General features: G+C 57.1%; 15 protein-coding genes. 7 read left to right on the forward strand and 8 right to left on the reverse strand.

Annotation, left to right across the window (positions count from 1 at the left end):
- Positions 1 to 279: 279 nt before the first annotated feature.
- The 3 genes from msrA to IB272_RS35410 all read right to left on the reverse strand — a co-directional run bounded on the left by msrA (position 280) and on the right by IB272_RS35410 (position 1,549).
- The gene (gene msrA / locus IB272_RS25405; RefSeq protein ID WP_192445386.1) at positions 280 to 795 is read right to left on the reverse strand and encodes a peptide-methionine (S)-S-oxide reductase MsrA; all 516 of its coding nucleotides are present in this window, start codon (positions 793 to 795) and stop codon (positions 280 to 282) included.
- The gene (msrB, locus tag IB272_RS25410) at positions 796 to 1,236 is read right to left on the reverse strand and encodes a peptide-methionine (R)-S-oxide reductase MsrB (RefSeq protein WP_192445387.1); all 441 of its coding nucleotides are present in this window, start codon (positions 1,234 to 1,236) and stop codon (positions 796 to 798) included.
- 154 nt (positions 1,237 to 1,390) lie between these two features.
- The gene (locus tag IB272_RS35410) at positions 1,391 to 1,549 is read right to left on the reverse strand and encodes a DUF1127 domain-containing protein (RefSeq protein ID WP_192445388.1); all 159 of its coding nucleotides are present in this window, start codon (positions 1,547 to 1,549) and stop codon (positions 1,391 to 1,393) included.
- Between the two features lie 510 nt (positions 1,550 to 2,059).
- Between IB272_RS35410 and IB272_RS25420 the strand changes: the two genes are divergently transcribed.
- Both IB272_RS25420 and IB272_RS25425 read left to right on the forward strand, forming a co-directional pair.
- Positions 2,060 to 2,524 carry a cupin domain-containing protein gene (locus IB272_RS25420; protein ID WP_192445389.1) on the forward strand — a complete coding sequence of 155 codons (465 nt, stop codon included), beginning with the start codon at positions 2,060 to 2,062 and terminating at the stop codon, positions 2,522 to 2,524.
- Positions 2,525 to 2,737: 213 nt separating this feature from the next.
- The gene (locus tag IB272_RS25425; RefSeq protein WP_348646816.1) at positions 2,738 to 3,676 is read left to right on the forward strand and encodes a YeeE/YedE thiosulfate transporter family protein; all 939 of its coding nucleotides are present in this window, start codon (positions 2,738 to 2,740) and stop codon (positions 3,674 to 3,676) included.
- A gap of 403 nt (positions 3,677 to 4,079) precedes the next feature.
- Here IB272_RS25425 and IB272_RS25430 read toward each other — a convergent pair whose 3' ends face one another.
- Together IB272_RS25430 and IB272_RS25440 are read right to left on the reverse strand one after the other, a co-directional pair.
- Positions 4,080 to 5,372, reverse strand: coding sequence for a diguanylate cyclase (locus IB272_RS25430; protein WP_192445390.1), 1,293 nt, complete (start codon positions 5,370 to 5,372; stop codon positions 4,080 to 4,082).
- Between the two features lie 700 nt (positions 5,373 to 6,072).
- A complete protein-coding gene (locus IB272_RS25440) occupies positions 6,073 to 6,402 on the reverse strand; it encodes a hypothetical protein (protein WP_246810426.1) in 330 nt (109 codons plus the stop codon).
- Between IB272_RS25440 and IB272_RS25445 the strand changes: the two genes are divergently transcribed.
- From IB272_RS25445 to IB272_RS25460, 4 genes are all read left to right on the forward strand, one after another.
- Positions 6,383 to 6,667: a hypothetical protein gene (locus tag IB272_RS25445; protein ID WP_246810427.1), complete on the forward strand. Its 285-nt coding sequence runs from the start codon at positions 6,383 to 6,385 to the stop codon at positions 6,665 to 6,667. The two genes, IB272_RS25440 and IB272_RS25445, sit on opposite strands and share 20 nt — an antisense overlap.
- A gap of 573 nt (positions 6,668 to 7,240) precedes the next feature.
- Positions 7,241 to 7,666, forward strand: a complete 426-nt coding sequence (locus tag IB272_RS25450) for a VOC family protein (protein WP_192445393.1) — start codon at positions 7,241 to 7,243, stop codon at positions 7,664 to 7,666.
- 917 nt (positions 7,667 to 8,583) lie between these two features.
- Positions 8,584 to 9,555 (forward strand): pyruvate dehydrogenase (acetyl-transferring) E1 component subunit alpha, encoded by a 972-nt coding sequence (pdhA, locus tag IB272_RS25455; protein WP_192445394.1) that lies wholly within the window; start codon positions 8,584 to 8,586, stop codon positions 9,553 to 9,555.
- Between the two features lie 146 nt (positions 9,556 to 9,701).
- Entirely contained in the window at positions 9,702 to 10,235 is a 534-nt protein-coding gene (locus IB272_RS25460) for an ATP-binding protein (RefSeq protein ID WP_192445395.1), read from the forward strand.
- Between the two features lie 837 nt (positions 10,236 to 11,072).
- Here IB272_RS25460 and IB272_RS25465 read toward each other — a convergent pair.
- The 3 genes from IB272_RS25465 to IB272_RS25475 form a co-directional block, all read right to left on the reverse strand.
- Positions 11,073 to 14,240, reverse strand: a complete 3,168-nt coding sequence (locus tag IB272_RS25465) for a multidrug efflux RND transporter permease subunit (protein ID WP_192445396.1) — start codon at positions 14,238 to 14,240, stop codon at positions 11,073 to 11,075.
- A gap of 10 nt (positions 14,241 to 14,250) precedes the next feature.
- Positions 14,251 to 15,510 carry an efflux RND transporter periplasmic adaptor subunit gene (locus tag IB272_RS25470; protein ID WP_192445397.1) on the reverse strand — a complete coding sequence of 420 codons (1,260 nt, stop codon included), beginning with the start codon at positions 15,508 to 15,510 and terminating at the stop codon, positions 14,251 to 14,253.
- Between the two features lie 241 nt (positions 15,511 to 15,751).
- Positions 15,752 to 17,173 (reverse strand): PLP-dependent aminotransferase family protein, encoded by a 1,422-nt coding sequence (locus tag IB272_RS25475; protein WP_192445398.1) that lies wholly within the window; start codon positions 17,171 to 17,173, stop codon positions 15,752 to 15,754.
- Between the two features lie 128 nt (positions 17,174 to 17,301).
- On the opposite strand from IB272_RS25475, the gene IB272_RS25480 reads away from it, so the two are divergent.
- Positions 17,302 to 17,739: a carboxymuconolactone decarboxylase family protein gene (locus tag IB272_RS25480; protein ID WP_192445399.1), complete on the forward strand. Its 438-nt coding sequence runs from the start codon at positions 17,302 to 17,304 to the stop codon at positions 17,737 to 17,739.
- Positions 17,740 to 18,681: the final 942 nt, after the last annotated feature.

Genomic DNA, 18,681 nt, shown 5'->3' on the forward strand with positions numbered 1-18,681 from the left:
GACCTTTGGTGTTATCTCCGACAGGATCTGTCGTTGTTGTCGCGCGTCAGCGCTCACTGAGCGCCGGCGCCACACACTGGCCGCGGTCATCGCACAAGTGCCGCGGAGTCAGATTCAGGCCTAGTGTTGACAGATGCCTGCTAGCGCCGGACTTTTCGGAGTTCCGCCGGCACTTTTCTCAATTGATCAGCTGGTGACGCGAGCCTGGGTGTATGGACGAGGAGGCGCCGGGCAAGCTGGTGGCGTGCCCGGCGTTCTTGCGTCATCGACAACCGCGGCCTATTCAGCGGCGGACCGCGGCGGCAGCACCCAGTTCGGGCGCGGGAAGTGGCAGGTGTAGCCGTTGGGGTAGCGCTCCAGGTAATCCTGGTGCTCCGGTTCGGCCTGCCAGAAGTCTCCCACCGGCTCCACCTCGGTCACAGCCTTGCCCGGCCAAAGGCCCGACGCGTTGACGTCTGCGATCGTGTCCTCGGCAATTCGCTTCTGTTCGTCGTCAATGTAGTAGATCGCAGAGCGATAGGACATGCCGATGTCGTTGCCCTGGCGGTTCCTGGTGGTCGGATCGTGGATCTGGAAGAAGACCTCCAGGATCTGCCTGTAGCTGATCGTCCCGGGATCGAAGGCGATCTCGATGCCCTCGGCGTGGGTGCCGTGGTTGCGGTAGGTCGCATTGGGCACATCGCCACCGGTATAGCCCACCCTTGTTGCGATGACGCCCGGAAGCTTGCGGATCAGATCCTGCATTCCCCAAAAGCAGCCACCGGCCAAAACAGCTCTGTCAGCTCGATCGCTCATTCAGATATCCTCCACCTGGTTGATGAACGCGCCATACCCTTGGGTCTCCATCTGCTCGCGGGGAATGAAGCGCAGGGCGGCAGAATTGATGCAATACCTGAGGCCACCTCGATCCCGCGGACCGTCTGTGAATACGTGGCCGAGATGGCTGTCAGCATGTTTCGAGCGAACCTCGGTGCGAATCATGCCATGGGAACGGTCCTTCCGTTCCTCGACGTGTTCCGGCACGATCGGCTTGGTAAAGCTCGGCCAGCCACAACCGGAATCGAACTTGTCGGACGACGCAAACAGCGGCTCGCCGGATACGATGTCGACATAGAGCCCAGGCCTCTTGTTGTCGTTGTATTCGCCCGTGAAAGGACGCTCGGTCCCGTTCTGCTGGGTAACGCGATACTGCTCGGGCGTCAGCCGTTTGATCGCTTCGGTCTTTCTGAAAGTCATACTGCTGTCTCCACATTGGGGTGTTGGCTGATCATGGGTTGATCCACGTCTCCGATCTCAAAGCCATGCGGTGGAGGACATCCATCCGTTCTCGACTATCCAGATGACGCCCTCTGGCTCTTCGATCGGGGCCTGTACTCGTCCCGCGAATCCTTCAATTGTTGTCGAATTGTTGCCATGCGACCCTGTCGATTTCGGAACGGATAATCCCGATGTCGCTTAATTGACGATCGCTGTATCGGCGGAGTTCCTGAGCGGTTTGGCGGCAGCGCCGGTGGGCACGGAAATGAATTAAGAAATGCCCTATGAACATCGCGTGTTCCTTCTAGTGCACGGTGGCGCGTCGCGATCAGCCATTCTTGCGATGGCCGCGTCGTTATCGGATTGGATACCAACCAGCGTTCCGGCCTTGGCTCGAGGCTCTAACTGAAACGCAGCGAGTCTCAGGCTTCGGCATGCTCCGCATCGGTATCCGGAACACTGGCACTCCCTGCCGACGCGTACTTGGACACCGTGTCGGCAGCGGAGCGATATTTATCCATGCATGTATGCACAGTGTTTCAAGTAAGGTGCTTCTGTGTATCCCTATGTATATTATCGAAGCGTCGATTTGTTATTAATTGGTATTCATTTGTTTAGATTGAATTATTTTAATAGCTCTGATTTCGCGCCAAAAAACTATTAATAATGATCAGCGTTTTGTTGGGGGCGCTACATGCTGTTACCAAAATGCCCGGGCAGCCACACAATTCAGATACACTTAGGTGACCAAACACCTGTTGTGCGGTCCTGCCGCTGAACGCAACGCTAAGCAAGGAATCAAATGACTGTACTCAACAACTCGGGCTTCATCGACATCCTTGGCCCCCAGGTTCGCTTTCTGACATCATTCGTCGGGAACCCAAGCGCCTACTGTGCACTGGACGCGGTGGTGCCGGCGGGAACGCGTGTGCCACTTCATAGTCATGGCGAGCGCGAAACGCTGGTGGTTTCTTCAGGACAGATCGAGGCGTTCAAAGATGGTTCCTGGGCTTGCTACGCTTCGGGCGACGCCCTCGACATCCCAAGCGGTGTTCCGCATGCTATCCGCAACGTCGCGAACGAGCCCGCACGCCTCCTCATGGTGACATACGAAAGCATGGGGCAATTCTTCCAGAGTATCGGACTACCGCTTGATGGTGGTGAACCACAGCCTGACGAAGATCGGATCCATGGCTTTATTGCTTCTGCCATTGGGAATGGGTTTTGGCTCGGATCGGCCGAAGACAATCTCGCCATAGGAATGTAGCTCTCCCAGCTGTCCCGACCGGCCTCCTCCATGCCAAGCAGGAGTGAGGCGGGCGGGAGGGCGTGGGCGGGCAGGGGCGCTGGTCAAAGGTTTGCACCGCACGTACACCAAGGAATCATAGCCAACTGGTGCGCACCGCAATACCGTGGACCGATTGAACTGATGGGCGCGGCAGAAATAGACGGTGACGGTTGCTTTGGGAAAGGCTGACCAGTGAGCATTTCTCCTGCCGAAATAGGTCCGGGGAACGTCGAGCTCTGGAAGGTGTACGTCACATGCGGTGCGATGGGTTTCGTGCTAGGTTTTGTAATGAACCGGGGCTCGATATGCACGGTTACCGCTGCGGCCGCACTCGTAATCTGGAGGAAGCCAGCAAGACTTGTTGCCCTCTTCGAATGCGCTGCTTGGGCCGCGCTCGCCTATAGTCTGCTCGACGTGCCGGCGGTCACGGAGGCATGGCGGGATATTTATTGGATCCTCCCCGCCGCTGTATTGTTGGGAGTGGGCACTTACGCTAACGGCGCTTGTATTTTTGGATCGGTAGGCCATCTCGGCGACGGGGACGTCAGTTTCGCGTTTACGTTTCTTGGAATCTTGGGCGTGACGTACATCGAGAGATATTTTCTTCTCGATCCAGATCACACGCTTATCAGCATGCGGCCACCTCTTGGCTTGATCTATCTCGCACTCATTTTGGCGCTGATATTGCTTTTTAGGTCCGCAGTCAGCTTCCGCAGGCAGTCCGAGTTTGTGCGCCTAACTTGGACGATGGCGGCGATTGGTGTTGCCTCCGCGTTCCTGGCATCTGTGGCGTCAGGCTTCTCCATAACGACCTCAATCGGTTCTAACACGTCGATAGGATTTGCAGGTTTGGTGATATCTGTTTGCATGGTTGGCGGAAGCTTCATGTCAGCGCGCATGAGAAAACGTCGCGTTGTTCTGAGATGGCCCAACAGAAAAGTCATCGCAAGAAGAACCATGAGCGGAGCACTCATGGGCGTAGGTGCGCTCCTGATACCGGGCGGGAACGACACATTGCTGCTCGTCGGACTTCCAATGGGTTCGTGGCAAGCGGGACTCGCTTACGTTGTTTTTGCCGCAATCGTTGTCATTCTGATTGCCAAGCGCGGCTCCAAGGTCTTGCAGTCCTAGGGTGCAAAACCGGCCATCAGTGGAGATTTTTGCTTTTCGGCACATACATTTGAAAGCCAGTTATGGCCGACGTTGTTTCGACCGACGATTTAGGCAGAGAGAGCATCAAAACTCGCTCTACCGTCTCTAGATGCCTCCCTTCAGCACCTGCAGTCGGGCACGTAGGGGCGAAAACGCCCCGATCCTTTTCTCGGAGTGCATTCAGTAGTGCGGCTTCAACCTTCCGTTGGCGGATGGCCGTGTCGATGCGTTCCGGCATGTATGGATAGCGTGAACGGACCCCAGAGATCTGGTACGCGTATCGATCTCGTTGTCGTCGATCCTCCACCGAAGAGGTTCGGCTCGTGTCCGTGGGCAAATGAGCGCTTTCCACCACAGTCGACTTGCCCAATTGCGCGCAAGGTTATTCAAGCTGGGTCTTTGCGAATGCGTCTGGCCGATAGACCATCACCTGGTTGCGTCCCTTTTTCTTTGCCTCGTACAATGCTTGGTCCGCTTGTTGCTGCAATCCCTCTGACGATACGGTTCCACCGCTGCGGTTGAGCACCGCCAGTCCGATGCTGACCGTGACATAGGCGCCGACGGCCGATCTCGGGTTTGGCAGCGACGCAGCTTCGACGCGCCGTCGAATTCGCTCCGCCACCGAGATGCCATCCTCCCGATTGGCATCGCGCAGAAGGATGAGAAATTCCTCTCCTCCGTAACGCGCGACCAGATCGCGATCGTCACGCAAGCTGCTCTGAATAATACCGGCGACCTTCACAAGGCACCGATCACCCTCGGCGTGGCCGAGACTGTCGTTCAGCTGTTTGAAGTGGTCTATATCGCACATCAGAATTGCTGCGCCCTGGCTTTGCGCGATCTCGTCGCTCCACGCGCGACTGAGCGTTTCCATCATCCAGCGTCGGTTCGCGATACCTGTGAGTGGATCCGTTCGGGCGAGCAGCTCGAGCCGCGAATTTGCGTCGGTCAGTTCACCAAGACGAGACCGGTCGCGCAGTTCGAGCAGAAAGGTCTTGTGCGCCAGGACGCGTGCAGTCCTGCGCGCAACCACCGTCGCAACGACCCCGCTTGCGAAAAAGAGCGCACCGGCGAAAGCATTCTCATCCGTGATTTCCGGGTTCTGCATCTGGAAGAAAAGGTAAAGGCCGAGCGCAAAGACGGCGATTGCAATCGACCATTCGAACGGAACGGGAAATATGATGATTGCGGTTACGGCGACAAAAAGCATGATCGTCAGGTGCCGCTCGTAATAGTCGCCTCCCGTATTGACGCCGACCAGCGCGACGGAAAGCAGGATCAGAAACACGCCTGCGTGGAGCGCGATTCCCTGGATCCACATCGCGCGCGGTTTCCGGAAAGCGAGGGCAGTAAAGATTGCTGCCGGGGGCAAGACCGACGCTGGCAGAAGCATTTTCATGACGGTTTCAGAAGGGAGCAAGGCGGCATTCACGGCCAGCGTCAGGAAGTCGAGGACCACGACCCAGACCATCCATGCCCCGATAATCTTCGATGCCTGTGGCCACGACCGCGTGTGAAAGAGCCGGGCAAGTTCGGCGTTGAGGCGAATATCACGTGTGCGCCCCGCAAGAAGACGATCGACTTCGCTGACGACTGTCGGGGGAAGGCGCTGGATGGCTGGTGGTGCTGAAACCTCGCTCGCGCGTGAAGCGCCAGATGCTCGTTGTGTATCCATGCTCTGGCATCTAGGGGGGGATTAGACAATGGCAACTATGAGCGACCTGACAGCGATAGGCGCAACCGACTTGACTTAATGATCCGTGGGGCAGCGTATCAGTTCGATACAGATGGGATAGGATCTCTGCTGTAACGATAGCAGCCGTCTTTTGATTGATTGGAGATCGTCGCCGGCCACGCCGCGGGCCCTTGCGCCCAGCGGGCGGCTCAAGCGTAGATCTGGGACGCAGTTGTAGCCTGTCTTCGAGTGCGCACCGCTCGTTCCCACGATCGATCGATAACGCATAGCCGCCTGTCAGCTCAATCTCACTGATGAGGCTCTTTCAATCAGCGTACAGGTCACTTTATGAACTGCCCGGGAATGACCACTGGGCTTTTTCGCAAGCTGCCCGATGGCCCAAGTTCCCATAGCGCAGTGCGGGAGTTCAAGCGTCGTCAACTGTGGCCTCAGGTGCCGAGATAGTTCGTCATCGTCGTAGCCCATGACCGAGATGTCTTCGCGGACGCGTAGGCCAAACTCACGGATTGCATCGAAGCATCCCATCGCCATCTTGTCATTCTGGCAAAAGACAGCCGTAGGAGGTTGTTCGAGAGACAGGAGTTTCCGCATGGCCTCGTAACCGGACGTCGGCGTCCAATTCCCTTCAGCAACCAGGCGGCCGTCATAGGGAAGAAGCACCAGGGGGACGGGGAGGTTGTTAAAAATTGCGTCTAAGGATACGCGGCGGGTAAAGATCGACAAGAAGCCGAGAGACGGCCTTGCGTTCATGCTCCAGACGGCTTTGAGTTTGAGCCACGAGAATGGTGATGTCCTTGTCCCACGAACCGTGTCTGGCGCCTTCGATCGCGTTAACCGCCTCCGGCGTGGTCGCGAGTTGGTCTACAATGAAGCCGATGCAGCCACCACGCAGTCCCTCAAGGTTCGCGCGTCGAATGACGCTCCCGAGTCCATAGCCCCTCGATCGCGCGGCGTTGATCACCCGCATGCGATGGTCAGGTGAAATCTTGATGTCGCTGACGTCGTTCAAGACGACAGAGACCGTGGCCTGGGAGCAACCCGCAGCGTTTGCCACGTCCATCATCGTCACGCATCGGCCCGTCATGGTGCTTGGTGTCGACGCGCCGGGCGCCGGACATGCGGCATTGCACGATATGATGGTCACACGCGACTGGTACGATGCCTTGCCCGACATCGCAAAGAAGCATCTCGTGTGCCGTGTGGTCTACGAGCTGGTGCCGATCACTCAGAAGTACGACATCGAGGGGTTGGTCATGGGCGTTGAACAAACTTAGGCTACTCGGGACCGATGCACGCTGGGATCGGCTTTTACAGCTGACCCCCATCGCAGATCATCTTGGTAATGTTTGTTCTGTTCGTACGGGGTGTGGCCAATCGCTCAGGCTTAACTCGTGGCCGCTCCGCTTGGGCGTGTAGCGGAGGCGGGCACATGCAACACGTTTCTAGCGGGGCGGTCTGCGGGTCATCCCGCGGGGATTTTACTGCGTCTCTCGAAGCGTAACCGTGACGCATACATCGGCTACTCGGATTTTCGTGTGGAACGGCGTGTTCAAGCGACACTCGAAGGCCGTCAGTAGTGCGCTTCAACCGTCCGTTGACGAATGGCCGTGTCGATGCCTTCCGGCATGCATAAACAGCACGTGGACGGACCGGCAGCAGTATCGATCTGTCGATCGTCAACTGACAAGGTTCGACTGATGTCCGGAGGCAATGAGCGCGCTTTCCGCCACATTCGAACATTGGGATACAAGAAAGGTTATAGACGGACAAATTGCAGATACGGGAGGACGGCATTTGATCTGTCGCAGGTTGAAATACACCAGCGATGTGGATTGAAAGGAACGTCTATGAGCGATATCGCAACCCAGTCCGTGAAGGCGCGCAGTTTGCCTGGTCATTCGACAGTGGGTACTAATGATTTGGACGCGGCTGCGGCCTTTTACGATAAGCTGTTTGCAGTGTTCGGCGTGGGCCGGATCCTCGTTCAGCCTGGGCGGGCAGTTTACTTCGGTGACAAGGCCCTTGAGTTTGGCGTGGTGAAGCCGTTCGACGGTGGTGCGGCCAGGATCGGGAACGGCAATATGGTCGCTTTCGAAGCACGGTCGCGTGCGCAGGTTCGCGAAGCACACGCGGTTGCTCTCGCAGCGGGTGGATCCGACGAAGGGGCCCCCGGTCCCCGGGGTGACAACGAGGATGGCCCATACTGCGCCTATTTCCGCGACCCTGAGGGCAACAAGTTTCTGGTCTACAGGAAGGGCCCTGACGAAATTTGATACAACAGCGGGGGCAACCTTACTGCTATTTGGCAGGGTTGCCCCTGGCTGGTATAGCGATTTCGCCGCGGGTAATCGTGACGGACGTGAAACGGAACATCCCGCCGCGGAAAGATTTCAGCGCGCACCGCTCCTAAATCGCGCGAGCGCAGCGGCTATTGATAGGAAAGTTCCGCCGCCGCCTAAGGATCCTGAAGCGGATCTACGCTATGCACGCACGGCATCCCTGGCGCCGTCCTAGTCGGCCCCGGCAAACGTCTTGCGAGAGGCAGGCGGACGCAAGTGGGCATCCAAGGGGCTGTAGGCAATGACCTGCAGCGTTCCGGCAGAACGCGGATCATCCGGACCCTTCAGCGGCTTACTTTTTCTTCGCGCATGTAGTCGCTCGGACAGATGGCATGCCAGCGAGCCCGGTAATCCCGGCAGCTGCCTTGCGGATCGCATCCTTGGGCTGATCGTTTTTGCCGTACTCCATGCACGGAAAAGGGTTCGACCGGATTTCCGGACGGGTCGACAAGCGTCGCGGGTACGCGCCCGCGCCGGATGTGGTGTATACCATCGTGTAACTTACTAGAAATCCAAACACCTGATATATAAAACTCTGAAGTTATAAGTATCTCGTGAGGATAATTCGGCATGCTCATTTATTCTTGCCAGTATCTGTCAAGCTAATTTCAGCCTTTATTTCGTCGCGCTATCTCTGCGCAGAGCATAAAACGCTCGGAGGGTACTCTTGTAGTTACGACTCGGAGCGAGAGGACGCAGGCGGATCCCCCTCCCGATGCCTGCGTCCTCAAAACACATTCTGGAGCGCATTATCGCCACTTCCGACAAGCAGCGGCAGGTATGAACGCGTCTCGGCCCGCCGAAGACAGCTTTGGCCCCGCACCCGACTTTGCAGTGATCGGAGATGTTCAATGAGGGAGCTTGGTAGAGAGTTCGATCTTCGTGCGTATCGAGAGATGCTCTTGATCCGGCGTTTTGAGGAACGGACCGGCCAGTTGTACGGCATGGGACTTATACGGGGCTTCTGCCACCTCTACACAGGACAAGAGGCAGTCGTTGTAGGAATGCAGATGGCGTCTCAATTAGGCGATCAAGTGATAACTGGCTATCGCGATCATGGTCATATGCTGGCATGCGGCATGCACCCGAACGGCGTCATGGCCGAGCTGACCGGGCGGGCGGGCGGACTCTCTAAGGGGAAGGGCGGCTCGATGCATATGTTCTCGAAGGAGAAACACTTTTACGGGGGACATGGAATTGTAGGCGCCCAAGTTAGTTTGGGGACGGGGATTGCGTTTGCAAATCGATATCGGGGCAATCGAAGTGTTTGCGTCACATATTTTGGCGATGGAGCGGCCAATCAAGGGCAAGTATACGAGAGCTTTAACATGGCTGCCCTATGGAAACTCCCAATCGTCTATGTGGTTGAAAATAATCGCTACGCCATGGGTACGGTCGTAAATCGCGCCTCGGCACAAACGGACTTCTCAAAGCGCGGCTTGTCATTCGCCATTCCAGGTGAACAGGTCGATGGCATGGATGTCCGCGCGGTTTTTCATGCAGGCTTGAAGGCGATCGAGCACGCGAGAGGTGGCGGCGGGCCCTACATTCTCGAGATGCAGACCTACCGTTATCGAGGACACTCGATGTCCGACCCGGCGAAGTATCGGACGAAAGAGGAAGTTGACGGTGTTCGCGGGGAGAGCGATCCAATCGACCTGGCAGGTCGCCGCTTGGTGACTGAATGGACAATGCCTGAACAAGAATTGAAGTCCATTGACGTAGAGGTTCGCGCGATGGTGTCGGCTGCTGCCGATTTTGCCATCGACAATCGAGAACCTGATCCCGACGAGCTCTATACCGATGTTTTCCTGACGGAGTGAGCGCGCAAGTCGAAATGCGTGGTTTCACAGGAACAGGGCCAGCGCGGGCCCGCTGTGTAGTTCCGAGATCCCAAGTTTCTTAAGGCGCTCGAGCCGCGGGACAAGTAGTCGGCCGAGATTTGCATCGACAAAGGAAAGGCACTCACATGGCCAGGGCTTCCCGAACTAAAGCGGACTACCATTTTTCGACCTCCGCTGAGGCGGACTTGTCATTGCATGATGTTGACGTTTCCGCCTGCTTAGCTGAGTTGGCGGAGATGTTTCGGCCGATGCTTTCGCACAGCACTCGGTTCGATGTCCGTTCCGACGTTGGATCAATTGGCATCACCTGCTCAAAGGAGACGCTTCAAAACGCGATCATGCTACTTTTGCGCAACGCAGGTGACGCATTGCCGATGGGAGGCGTTATCGTTCTTTCGGCTTCTTGCAGAGGATCCGCGAACAATGCGCACATCGAGATTTCCGTCAGTGACACGGGTATTGGTATGCCTCAGGAGACACTGAGGCGAGCTAAGGAGCCTTACTTCACCACGAAATCCGGTGGATTGGGCGGTTTCGGCCTACCGCTCGTCGAGGAGTTCGCTCGTGCGGCGGGAGGTCGTGTTCAGTTGGAGAGTGAGCCCAATGTTGGCACTGATGCGCGCATCTACCTCCCGGCGCACGCTCGCTCGAAACAATAAGCGTGTGACGCGCATTTCGGCGGTCCGGATTCACCTAAAAGCGAGTTATCTGGCAATATGTCCACGTTGAGGGAAAAGTCCAAACTCCTGCGTCCGGCCCTGGACCATCACACCTTCCGAAACTGACGGCCACCGTCCCGCGTTCTCGTGCCGTGAAAATGGGAAGTCTGCGCCACGAGGCACGTGCGCGGGCGGCGCTAGCCAACTGCGAAGCTCGCCCGCATCGACCGCGCCTTCACCAGCTTCAGCAGATCCATTTGCTTCGATTTGGGCGCATCCGCACTAGCCAGGATTTCAGCTGTCACGCGAAGGTCGCCGCCAAGACGGGCCGCCCAGCCGCCCCAGCGAGTCTGGCATTCAGTAGTGTTAGTTATAGAAGGGCAAGAAGTAAGTCCGGCTTTTTAGGCTCGTTCCTATCCTTGAAGAGGCTTGGGATGGCGGCGCCGGAAACGAGGGCTTCAGAAATGTAGTCGCCACGTGCTTTTCAAGCGTTTGTGACGGATAGCGTAAGTCCCGTGACTGAGGCCAATCAGGTCGATTGATGATCTTTTCGGCGGGAAACTCGGTTCGTCAGATCAGCTCGAGGGCGGGTTCGACCAGGAAGACACGCTGCAAGTGATCTGGCCCTAGGCGCAAGCTCCCGAAATCGCTCGAGACCCGATTGTTGAATTGTGCAATGCCCAGTCCCGAAGCCCAAGAAATCACATAGCTGAAGCGCTACTCTCCAGGATCAGCCCACAGAGGAGTTCGAGAGTGTCGAACAACGCTGTGGGCTGTTTTGTCTGGGATTAGATGTTCCTGTTCTTGCTGTTTTCAACGAGGATTTTCCCTCGCTAGTTAGTGCGCTTCCGTCTGGGGCTGAGGAGTTTCGCTCGCCTGTTTCACTGATGAAGGCGCGCGCCTCAGGATGATGAAGAATACAGGTGTAAGAAACAGCCCGAAGATCGTTACGCCGATCATCCCGGCGAACACGGTCACGCCTGTCGCAAATCGCACCTCTGCGCCAGCCCCATGTCCGATCAGGAGCGGGACAGAGCCTGCAATGAACGCAACTGATGTCATGATAATCGGGCGCAACCGCAACCTGCATGCTTCCAGTGCTGCCTCGACCGCGGACTTGCCTTGATGTTCAAGCTCTCGGGCAAACTCGACGATCAGGATTGCATTCTTGCATGCCAGGCCCATCAGGACGACGAGACCGACCTGCACGAACACGTTATTGTCTCCACCTGTCAGCCATACGCCGAAGAGAGCCGAGAACATGCAGACCGGAACGATCAGGATGACCGATAGGGGCAATGTCCAGCTTTCGTAGAGGGAGGCGAGCACCATGAACACCAGCAATGCCGCAATCGGAAAGACGATTGCTGACGAATTGCTCTGACTGACCTGTTGGTAGCTGAGATCGGTCCATTCGAGCTCGATCCCCGCTGGGAGGTTCTCCTTTGCGAGTTCTGTTATCTTCGCGATGACCTGCGTGGAAGACAATACCCGCGGGTCCGAGTCGCCGATAAGGTCCGCCGCCGGATAGCCGTTGTAGCGTACTACAGGGTCCGGGCCGAATGTTTGTACGACGTTGATCATCGACCCGATCGGGACCATGTCGCCCATGCCGTTTCGGACTTTCAGATTGCCGATACTTTCCGCCTGTTGCCGGAAGGATGAGTCTGCCTGCGCAACAACGCGATAGACACGACCGAAGCGGGTGAAGTCGTTTATGTACGCGGACCCTAGGTACGTCTGCAGCGTTTCGAAGAGATCGGTGAGGACAACACCTTGGGCCTTCGCTTTGGCGCGGTCAATTTTGACCTCGAGTTGCGGGATGTTCGCCTGATACGAGGTGACGGGATAGGTCATCCCGGGCGTTTGAGCGATCACCGACTGCATCTTGTTTACTGCGTCCTGCAGGGCCGCATAGCCGAGACCCGCCCTGTCCTTGAGGTACAGCGAATAGCCTGAACCGTTACCCAGGCCCTGGATCGGCGGAGGCATAAGCGAGTATGCGAACCCCTCCTTGATGCCGAAAAGCTTGCCGTTGAGCTCCGCGTTGATCTCCTGCGCCGATCGTTGACGTTCGCCAAACGGTTTCAGAATAACGTAGGATGCGGTGACGTTCGGCGTGTTTACCAGCTGCAGAGCATTCAGGCCGACATACGAAGAAATGGAAGCGACGCCGTCCACTGACCGCGCGATCTCATCCATCTTGTCCGCGACTTCGTTAGTTCGCCCGAGAGAAGCTCCCTCCGGAAGTTTCGCCCCTGTGAAGAGGTAGAGCTTGTCTTGTGTGGGGATGAATCCGCCTGGTACCAGTTGAAAAAATGCGACGGTTGCCCCTAGAAGCACCACGTAGACGAACATAACTGGTCCACGCCGACCGAAGGACCTCTTAACCGTGCGCTCGTAGCCTTCGGCTGATTTGTCGAAGAAACGATTGAAGGCACGGAAGAAGGTTCCGAATACCTTGTCGATGCCTCGGGACAGTCGATCCTTCGGGGCGTGGTGATCCCGAAGAAGTTTCGCTGCGAGTGCAGGTGAAAGGGTCAACGAATTGAATGCAGAGATAACCGTGGAGATGGCGATCGTCACGGCAAACTGCTTGTAGAACTGCCCTGTGACCCCGGAAAGAAAAGTCATGGGCACGAATGCGGCGCACAGTACGAGACCAATGGCTATGATGGGCCCCGAGACCTCCTTCATGGCCGCATATGCAGCCTCCCTTGGTGATAGGCCCTGTGCGATGAATCGCTCAACGTTTTCAACGACCACGATGGCATCGTCGACGACAATGCCGATGGCGAGTACGAGGCCGAACAGGGTTAGGGTATTGATGGAGAAACCAAGAAGGTAGAGGAAGGCGAACGTGCCGACGATCGAGACTGGGACGGCCACCAGCGGGATGACTGAGGCGCGCCAGGTCTGGAGAAAGATGATGACAACGAGCACGACCAGTATGATCGCTTCCAACAAGGTTTGTTGCACCGCAGTGATTGAATCGCGGACGAACACCGTCGGATCCCATGTCGCGCGGTAGATGATACCCTTTGGAAAGGTCTTGGAAATCTCATCCAGCTTCTCGTAGACAGCGCCAGCCACGCCGAGCGCGTTTGCACCGGGCGATAGAAAAATGCCTACCATTGCGGCGTTCTGATTGTCGTCCTTGGTCCTCATGGTGTAGTCGCCGGACCCAAGCTCGATGCGGGCGACGTCCGATAGCTTCACCATCTGGCCAACGTCGCCGCTCTTCAAGATGATGTCGCCAAATTCCTGTTCGGTGCGCAGGCGGCCGGCTACGTTGATCGACAGCAGGAAGTCCGTGGTGGTAGGTGAGGGTTCGGCTCCGAGTTGACCGGCAGACACCTGGACATTCTGCTCTCGAATAGCTTTTAAGACATCGCCGGCGGTGAGGCCGACCGTTGAAAGCTTGTTCGGATCCAACCAGACGCGCATGGCGTAGTCGCCCGCACCATAAGCGACGACATCCCCAATCCCGGTGATCCGTGAGAGTTCATCCTTGACGTTGAGGCGGATGAAGTTGCGCAAGTAGAGAGGGTCGTAGGAGTTGTCGGGCGACGTAATGCTAACGTACATCAGCGGAGTTGGAGATTGCTTCTGGGTCGTCACGCCAATCTGGCGAACGGCATCCGGCAATCTGCTCAGCGCTTGGCTTACGCGATTCTGAACGCGAACGGCTGCGGTATCTGGATCGATGCCCGGCCAAAACGTAACGACAATTTGTAGCGAGCCGTCAGAGCCCGCTACAGACTTCATGTACATGATGCCTTCAACGCCATTGATGGCTTCTTCCAGCGGCGTCGCGACGGTCTCCGCCGTTTCTTTCGGGTTCGCCCCGGGGAAGTTGGCGCGCACGACAACGCTCGGCGGCACGACCTCAGGATACTCTCCCACCGGAAGAAACGGTATGGAGACAAGGCCCACGAGGAAGATCAGGACCGAGAGGACTATCGCAAGGATAGGCCTGTCGATGAAGTAGCGCGAAAAGTTCATTTTCTCCTCCTCAGTCGGTAGTGGATGTCATCGCGACAGCAGACGGGGAAACCGGGGTTCCCGAGGCATAGATCTTCTGAAAACCTGCGACTACGACTTGGTCGCCTGGCTTGAGACCGGTGTCGACGACGCGAAGGCCGTCGATCAGCCGCCCAACACTTATGTCCTTACGAACCGCATTGTTTTTGTCATCGAGTATGTAGACGAACCGCCGATCTTGATCGGTCAGGATGGCCTTGTCATCGACGAGCAGCGCACTGTTTTCGCTGTCCCGGGCAATTTGGACCCGAGCATAGAGCCCCGGCGTGAATACCTTGTCCTTATTGGCCAGAAGTGCGCGGAGGCGGATACTCCCCGTGGTCGGGTCGACTTCGTTGTTCAGAAAGCTGATCTTGGCTGAATGAGGGAATCCGTCCTCATTTGCCAAGCCAACCTTGATCAGCAGGTCAGAGATCGACGTCTTAGTCTCGCGGGCCTGAGCTGCATAACGAAGGTAGCTGTGCTCGTCCGGGTCGAAGTCGACATAGACCGTGTCCTGGGAGACTACGGTAGTCAGCAGGGTTTGGTCAGCAACAGCCAAATTCCCTTCCGTCAGCCTCGCTTCACCGACCTTGCCGTCAATTGGCGCGCGAACTTCCGTGAACTTCAGGTTCAGTTCGGCAATATCACGCGCCGCCTGGGCTTCAAGTACGTCCGCCTGCGCCTGCTCGTAGTCGCGGCTCCGATCGTTTGCATCTTCATCCGAGATGAACTTGCTCTTGCGAAGTGCAGCCCCACGCTCCTTGCGGTCTTTGGTCGTGCCGACCAATGCCTCCGCGCGAGCGAGGCGCGCCATTGCGCTCATCAGAGCGGCACGGTAGGGACGCTGGTCGATCGTAAAGAGCAGATCGCCGCGTTTGACTTCATCGCCCTCACGATAGTTGACTTTGTCGATGTAGCCTGTGACGCGAGGGCGGATCTCGACCGAGTCCACCGCAGCGATGCGGCCATTGAATTCGTCCCAAATATGAACTTTCTTTTCGAACACCGGAGCAACGTCAACCGCGGCCGGGGGAGGCGCGGAGGGTTCGGACCTGGCATCAGTGCAGGACGACAAGGCTGCTCCGCTGACGGTGATCAGAAGCAGGAACGCTATCCGTTTGCTCCAAGCTGTCGCGCTGAAGCCGCGCTGTTCATTTTGCCCGAACTGGGCGGCTTTGGATGAGGCCAGGGGAAGCAACAGTGCCTCGCTACGGCCTTCAGTAACATTAGATGTTTTAGAAAGGGGCATTGTTGTTGTCTCCGTTGAACGTTTGCTTTCAGCGTCGCTAATATGAAGCGAGGTTGGAGCAACAAAAAGCACCAAGAACGTCCAATTCGTATGTACTGCGAAGCGAGAGCAGATAGATCGTTCGATGCATCGACGAACGGAGCGCGCGAGCTTCTTCACCCGGGCAAAATGGTGAGCAGCCCGGGTGCGGTAGCACCAGCAATCAGCAGATATTGTAGCTGCAGCGAAGGACGCAGAGCAATTATACCAGAGTCGCGGTGGAGCCCTTATCGATGAGGCGTTTGATACGCTCGCAGTAGGAGTCGAGCGTCTTGGGGTTGACGTTTGGCGCGCCAAGCAGCAGGCCGCTCCCGACAGAAGTTGGGGAGATAAACCAGGGCGACAGGGGAGCTGGTGCCATCCCAAACCTCAAAGCGGAGCGTGCGATATCGACATCGGAAACCGCTTCGGGCAGTCGGACCACCACGGACAATCCGGCAGGAGACGCGGGTAGCCCGATTCGTTGAATGGCCTCTGACAACAATTCGCGTTTCTCGGCATAGTCGCGTCGGACCTTCCGCAAGTGCCGCAGATAGTGGCCGTCCTGAATGAAGTCGGTGACGGTGTATTGCACCGATGGTCCAGGAGCGGGCCATGCATAGATGGCAGCTTCGGCAAAACGCGCCACTAGGGAAGGTGGAACAACCACGAAACCCAGCCGAAGGGCCGGGCTGATCGTTTTACTAAAGGTCCCAATGTGAATGACGCGAGTCGGGTCCAGTGAAGCCAGGGCAGGGCTTGCCCGTCCCTCTAGTTGCATCTCGCCGAGGTAATCGTCCTCGATGATCCACGCTCCATTCTCCTCCGCCCACTGCGTCAGCTCCACGCGGCGCTCGAGCGACATTGTCATACCAAGCGGTGCTTGTTGCCCCGGGGTGGTCAGGACAAGCGATGCCCGCGGTGCCGCTTGAATGCCAAAGCCCACGTCCATTCCGTTGACATCAACGCGCACTGGGCAGGGGGAAATTCCAGCCAGTTCGAGTGCGTGCCGCGAAATGGGGTAGCAAGGATCTTCAATCCAGGCCGTCTGGCCGCTCATGTTCAGCACGCGCAACACGAACGTGAGGCCTCCGGCGAAACCCTGCGTAATGAACACTTGCGAGGGCTCGCAGCGCATTGATCGGCCTAAAGCCAGGTACGCGGCGATCTGCGATCGGAAGGAAAATTCCCCTCGCGGGTCCGGGTAGGCAGGCGCCGTAGCACTTTCCTTCCTGATGGCCCGGACTCTGATTTTCGAGAATAGCTTTGCTGGGAAGGTCTCAGGTGCCGGTATTCCCATCTGAAACATCACCGACCCAGCAGAGAGCTGATGATAGAAGTCTGGAAGGCCGCTCCCGTCGTCCCGGGCTGCAGCTGGTTTCATGGGGCTAGGCCGCCTGGCAACTCGAGTTCCCATGGATGGAGAGGCCACGACAGCCTGGTCGTCGCTCAGTCGCTCGTATGCCGCTTTTACAGTGCCACGGGCGACACCGAGTTGCGAGGCAAGATCATTCCAGGACGGAAGCCTTGAATCTGGCTCCAGGACGCCGCTCTCGATCGCCTCAAGGATGCCGGATCGTATCTGTTCGGCTAGCGGTTTCCGGCTGTGAGGATCGAGCTGCAGATTAAGCTTCGGCGTTAACAAGACGGTACACTCGTTTTGTTGAATGTCAGTGCTATCGGGATGGGCGTTACGATGGCATTGTCACCGCATGCAAAGCAAATAACTGATTTGGTAAAGTTTGCACATGCTGCTACTGAAAGGAAGGTCCTATGGCGATGCGTCTAGACTATACCAAGATCGCTCCTGCAGGCATCAAGGCGCTGGGAGGAGTCTATGGCTACATCATGGAGTGTGGTCTTGAGCAGGACTTGATTGAATGGGTCTATCTGCGGGTCAGTCAGATCAACAAGTGCCCGTCGTGCATCGACTTGAGCACCGGAGATCTGGTGAACCGGGGCGTCTCTTTCGATAAGTTGGCGCTTGCTTCGGTTTGGCGAGAGTCGCCCTCCATGTTCACCAACCGCGAGCAGGCAGCGCTCGCGTGGGCAGAGACTGTTACGAAGGTTGCCGATACGGCCATTCCGGATGAGGCGTACCTCGCAGCCACAGCTGTCTTTTCGAGTAAAGAACTTGTCGACCTCACAATCGCGATCGGTCTCATGAATACCTACAATCGTCTTGGCATAAGTTTTCTACGCGACTCTTGACCAAAGGCCTTTCGGATTTCGTGGGGAACCGTCGATCCTCTATTCGTTCTCAGCGAGCGGTTTTCGAGGCTCAGAGTTGCAGTCCGGTTTTCGCCGGCGTTTTACCACTCCCAGGTTTCGACAGTCCAAATCGTCGCGGTACACTCATTTCTGCGATTTTTGGTCCTGTTGCTGCAAACTGGCCGAGGATACCAGTGGTGCAAAGGAGAGCGCAGAACTCAGGTGCCTTTGACGGAGCACTAGGCCTCTATGGGCGGCAACCGCAAGGCCGTTTACGGCCAGGACGAGGCTGTGGCGCCGCCCGTATTCTCCGAACGACACGAATATCGAACTTAGCGTGCACCCCTCTTTGAGGCGGGTTCCTTGGTGCCGCAGCAGAGAACGCTTGTTTCGAAGGCCGAGTCATTTGGAGAATCTGGCGAATCTGCCCCTCAGTGGGGCAGATTCGCTACCTCTTTACCTTCCCAAAAATACCTGAGACCGCACCATGCTATTGGTATGGAGAGGCCAGATGCAGTCTTTGTGCCCTGCTGGAACGCCCCACACACTAGCTATGGAGTTCTGCGGCAGGCGCCCGGCGAATCTCTCCCGTGCGGCCGACGGGAATCCGGCCAGCCAATAAATCAGAGCGCGCATTCAAACTCGCTCTGCCGCCCGTAGATGCCGCCCATTCCATACTTGTATAAAAGTCGTCGGGCAGTATCGCCGAGACTGAAGCCGCGGAGCCAGCCTCGATCGCAGAGGGTCCTTTCAGCGCCTGTGCTGTCGGGGCGAAAGGGAAAAATCGCTTCGATACTTTCTTCGAGATGATTGGGTGCGGATTCCGACCTGAAGCCGGCCAGCATTCCGATCAAAATCCGGCCACCGTTCCGATTTGAAGCCGGCCACGATTCCAATCAATTACCGGCTGGTTTCCGGCTCTGACGATACCCCCTGGGTCAG

This window comes from Ensifer sp. ENS08 (assembly GCF_014852195.1).
In the GTDB taxonomy this organism is placed as follows: Bacteria; Pseudomonadota; Alphaproteobacteria; order Rhizobiales; family Rhizobiaceae; genus Ensifer; species Ensifer adhaerens.

What these genes read in the sequence shown, in the direction of transcription:
- msrA (WP_192445386.1), bottom strand. Translation starts at nt 795, where the DNA reads ATGAGCGATCGAGCTGACAGAGCTGTTTTGGCCGGTGGCTGCTTTTGG.
- msrB (WP_192445387.1), bottom strand. Translation starts at nt 1,236, where the DNA reads ATGACTTTCAGAAAGACCGAAGCGATCAAACGGCTGACGCCCGAGCAG.
- IB272_RS35410 (WP_192445388.1), bottom strand. Translation starts at nt 1,549, where the DNA reads ATGTTCATAGGGCATTTCTTAATTCATTTCCGTGCCCACCGGCGCTGC.
- IB272_RS25420 (WP_192445389.1), top strand. Translation starts at nt 2,060, where the DNA reads ATGACTGTACTCAACAACTCGGGCTTCATCGACATCCTTGGCCCCCAG.
- IB272_RS25430 (WP_192445390.1), bottom strand. Translation starts at nt 5,372, where the DNA reads ATGGATACACAACGAGCATCTGGCGCTTCACGCGCGAGCGAGGTTTCA.
- IB272_RS25445 (WP_246810427.1), top strand. Translation starts at nt 6,383, where the DNA reads ATGTCGCTGACGTCGTTCAAGACGACAGAGACCGTGGCCTGGGAGCAA.
- IB272_RS25450 (WP_192445393.1), top strand. Translation starts at nt 7,241, where the DNA reads ATGAGCGATATCGCAACCCAGTCCGTGAAGGCGCGCAGTTTGCCTGGT.
- pdhA (WP_192445394.1), top strand. Translation starts at nt 8,584, where the DNA reads ATGAGGGAGCTTGGTAGAGAGTTCGATCTTCGTGCGTATCGAGAGATG.
- IB272_RS25460 (WP_192445395.1), top strand. Translation starts at nt 9,702, where the DNA reads ATGGCCAGGGCTTCCCGAACTAAAGCGGACTACCATTTTTCGACCTCC.
- IB272_RS25465 (WP_192445396.1), bottom strand. Translation starts at nt 14,240, where the DNA reads ATGAACTTTTCGCGCTACTTCATCGACAGGCCTATCCTTGCGATAGTC.
- IB272_RS25470 (WP_192445397.1), bottom strand. Translation starts at nt 15,510, where the DNA reads ATGCCCCTTTCTAAAACATCTAATGTTACTGAAGGCCGTAGCGAGGCA.
- IB272_RS25480 (WP_192445399.1), top strand. Translation starts at nt 17,302, where the DNA reads ATGGCGATGCGTCTAGACTATACCAAGATCGCTCCTGCAGGCATCAAG.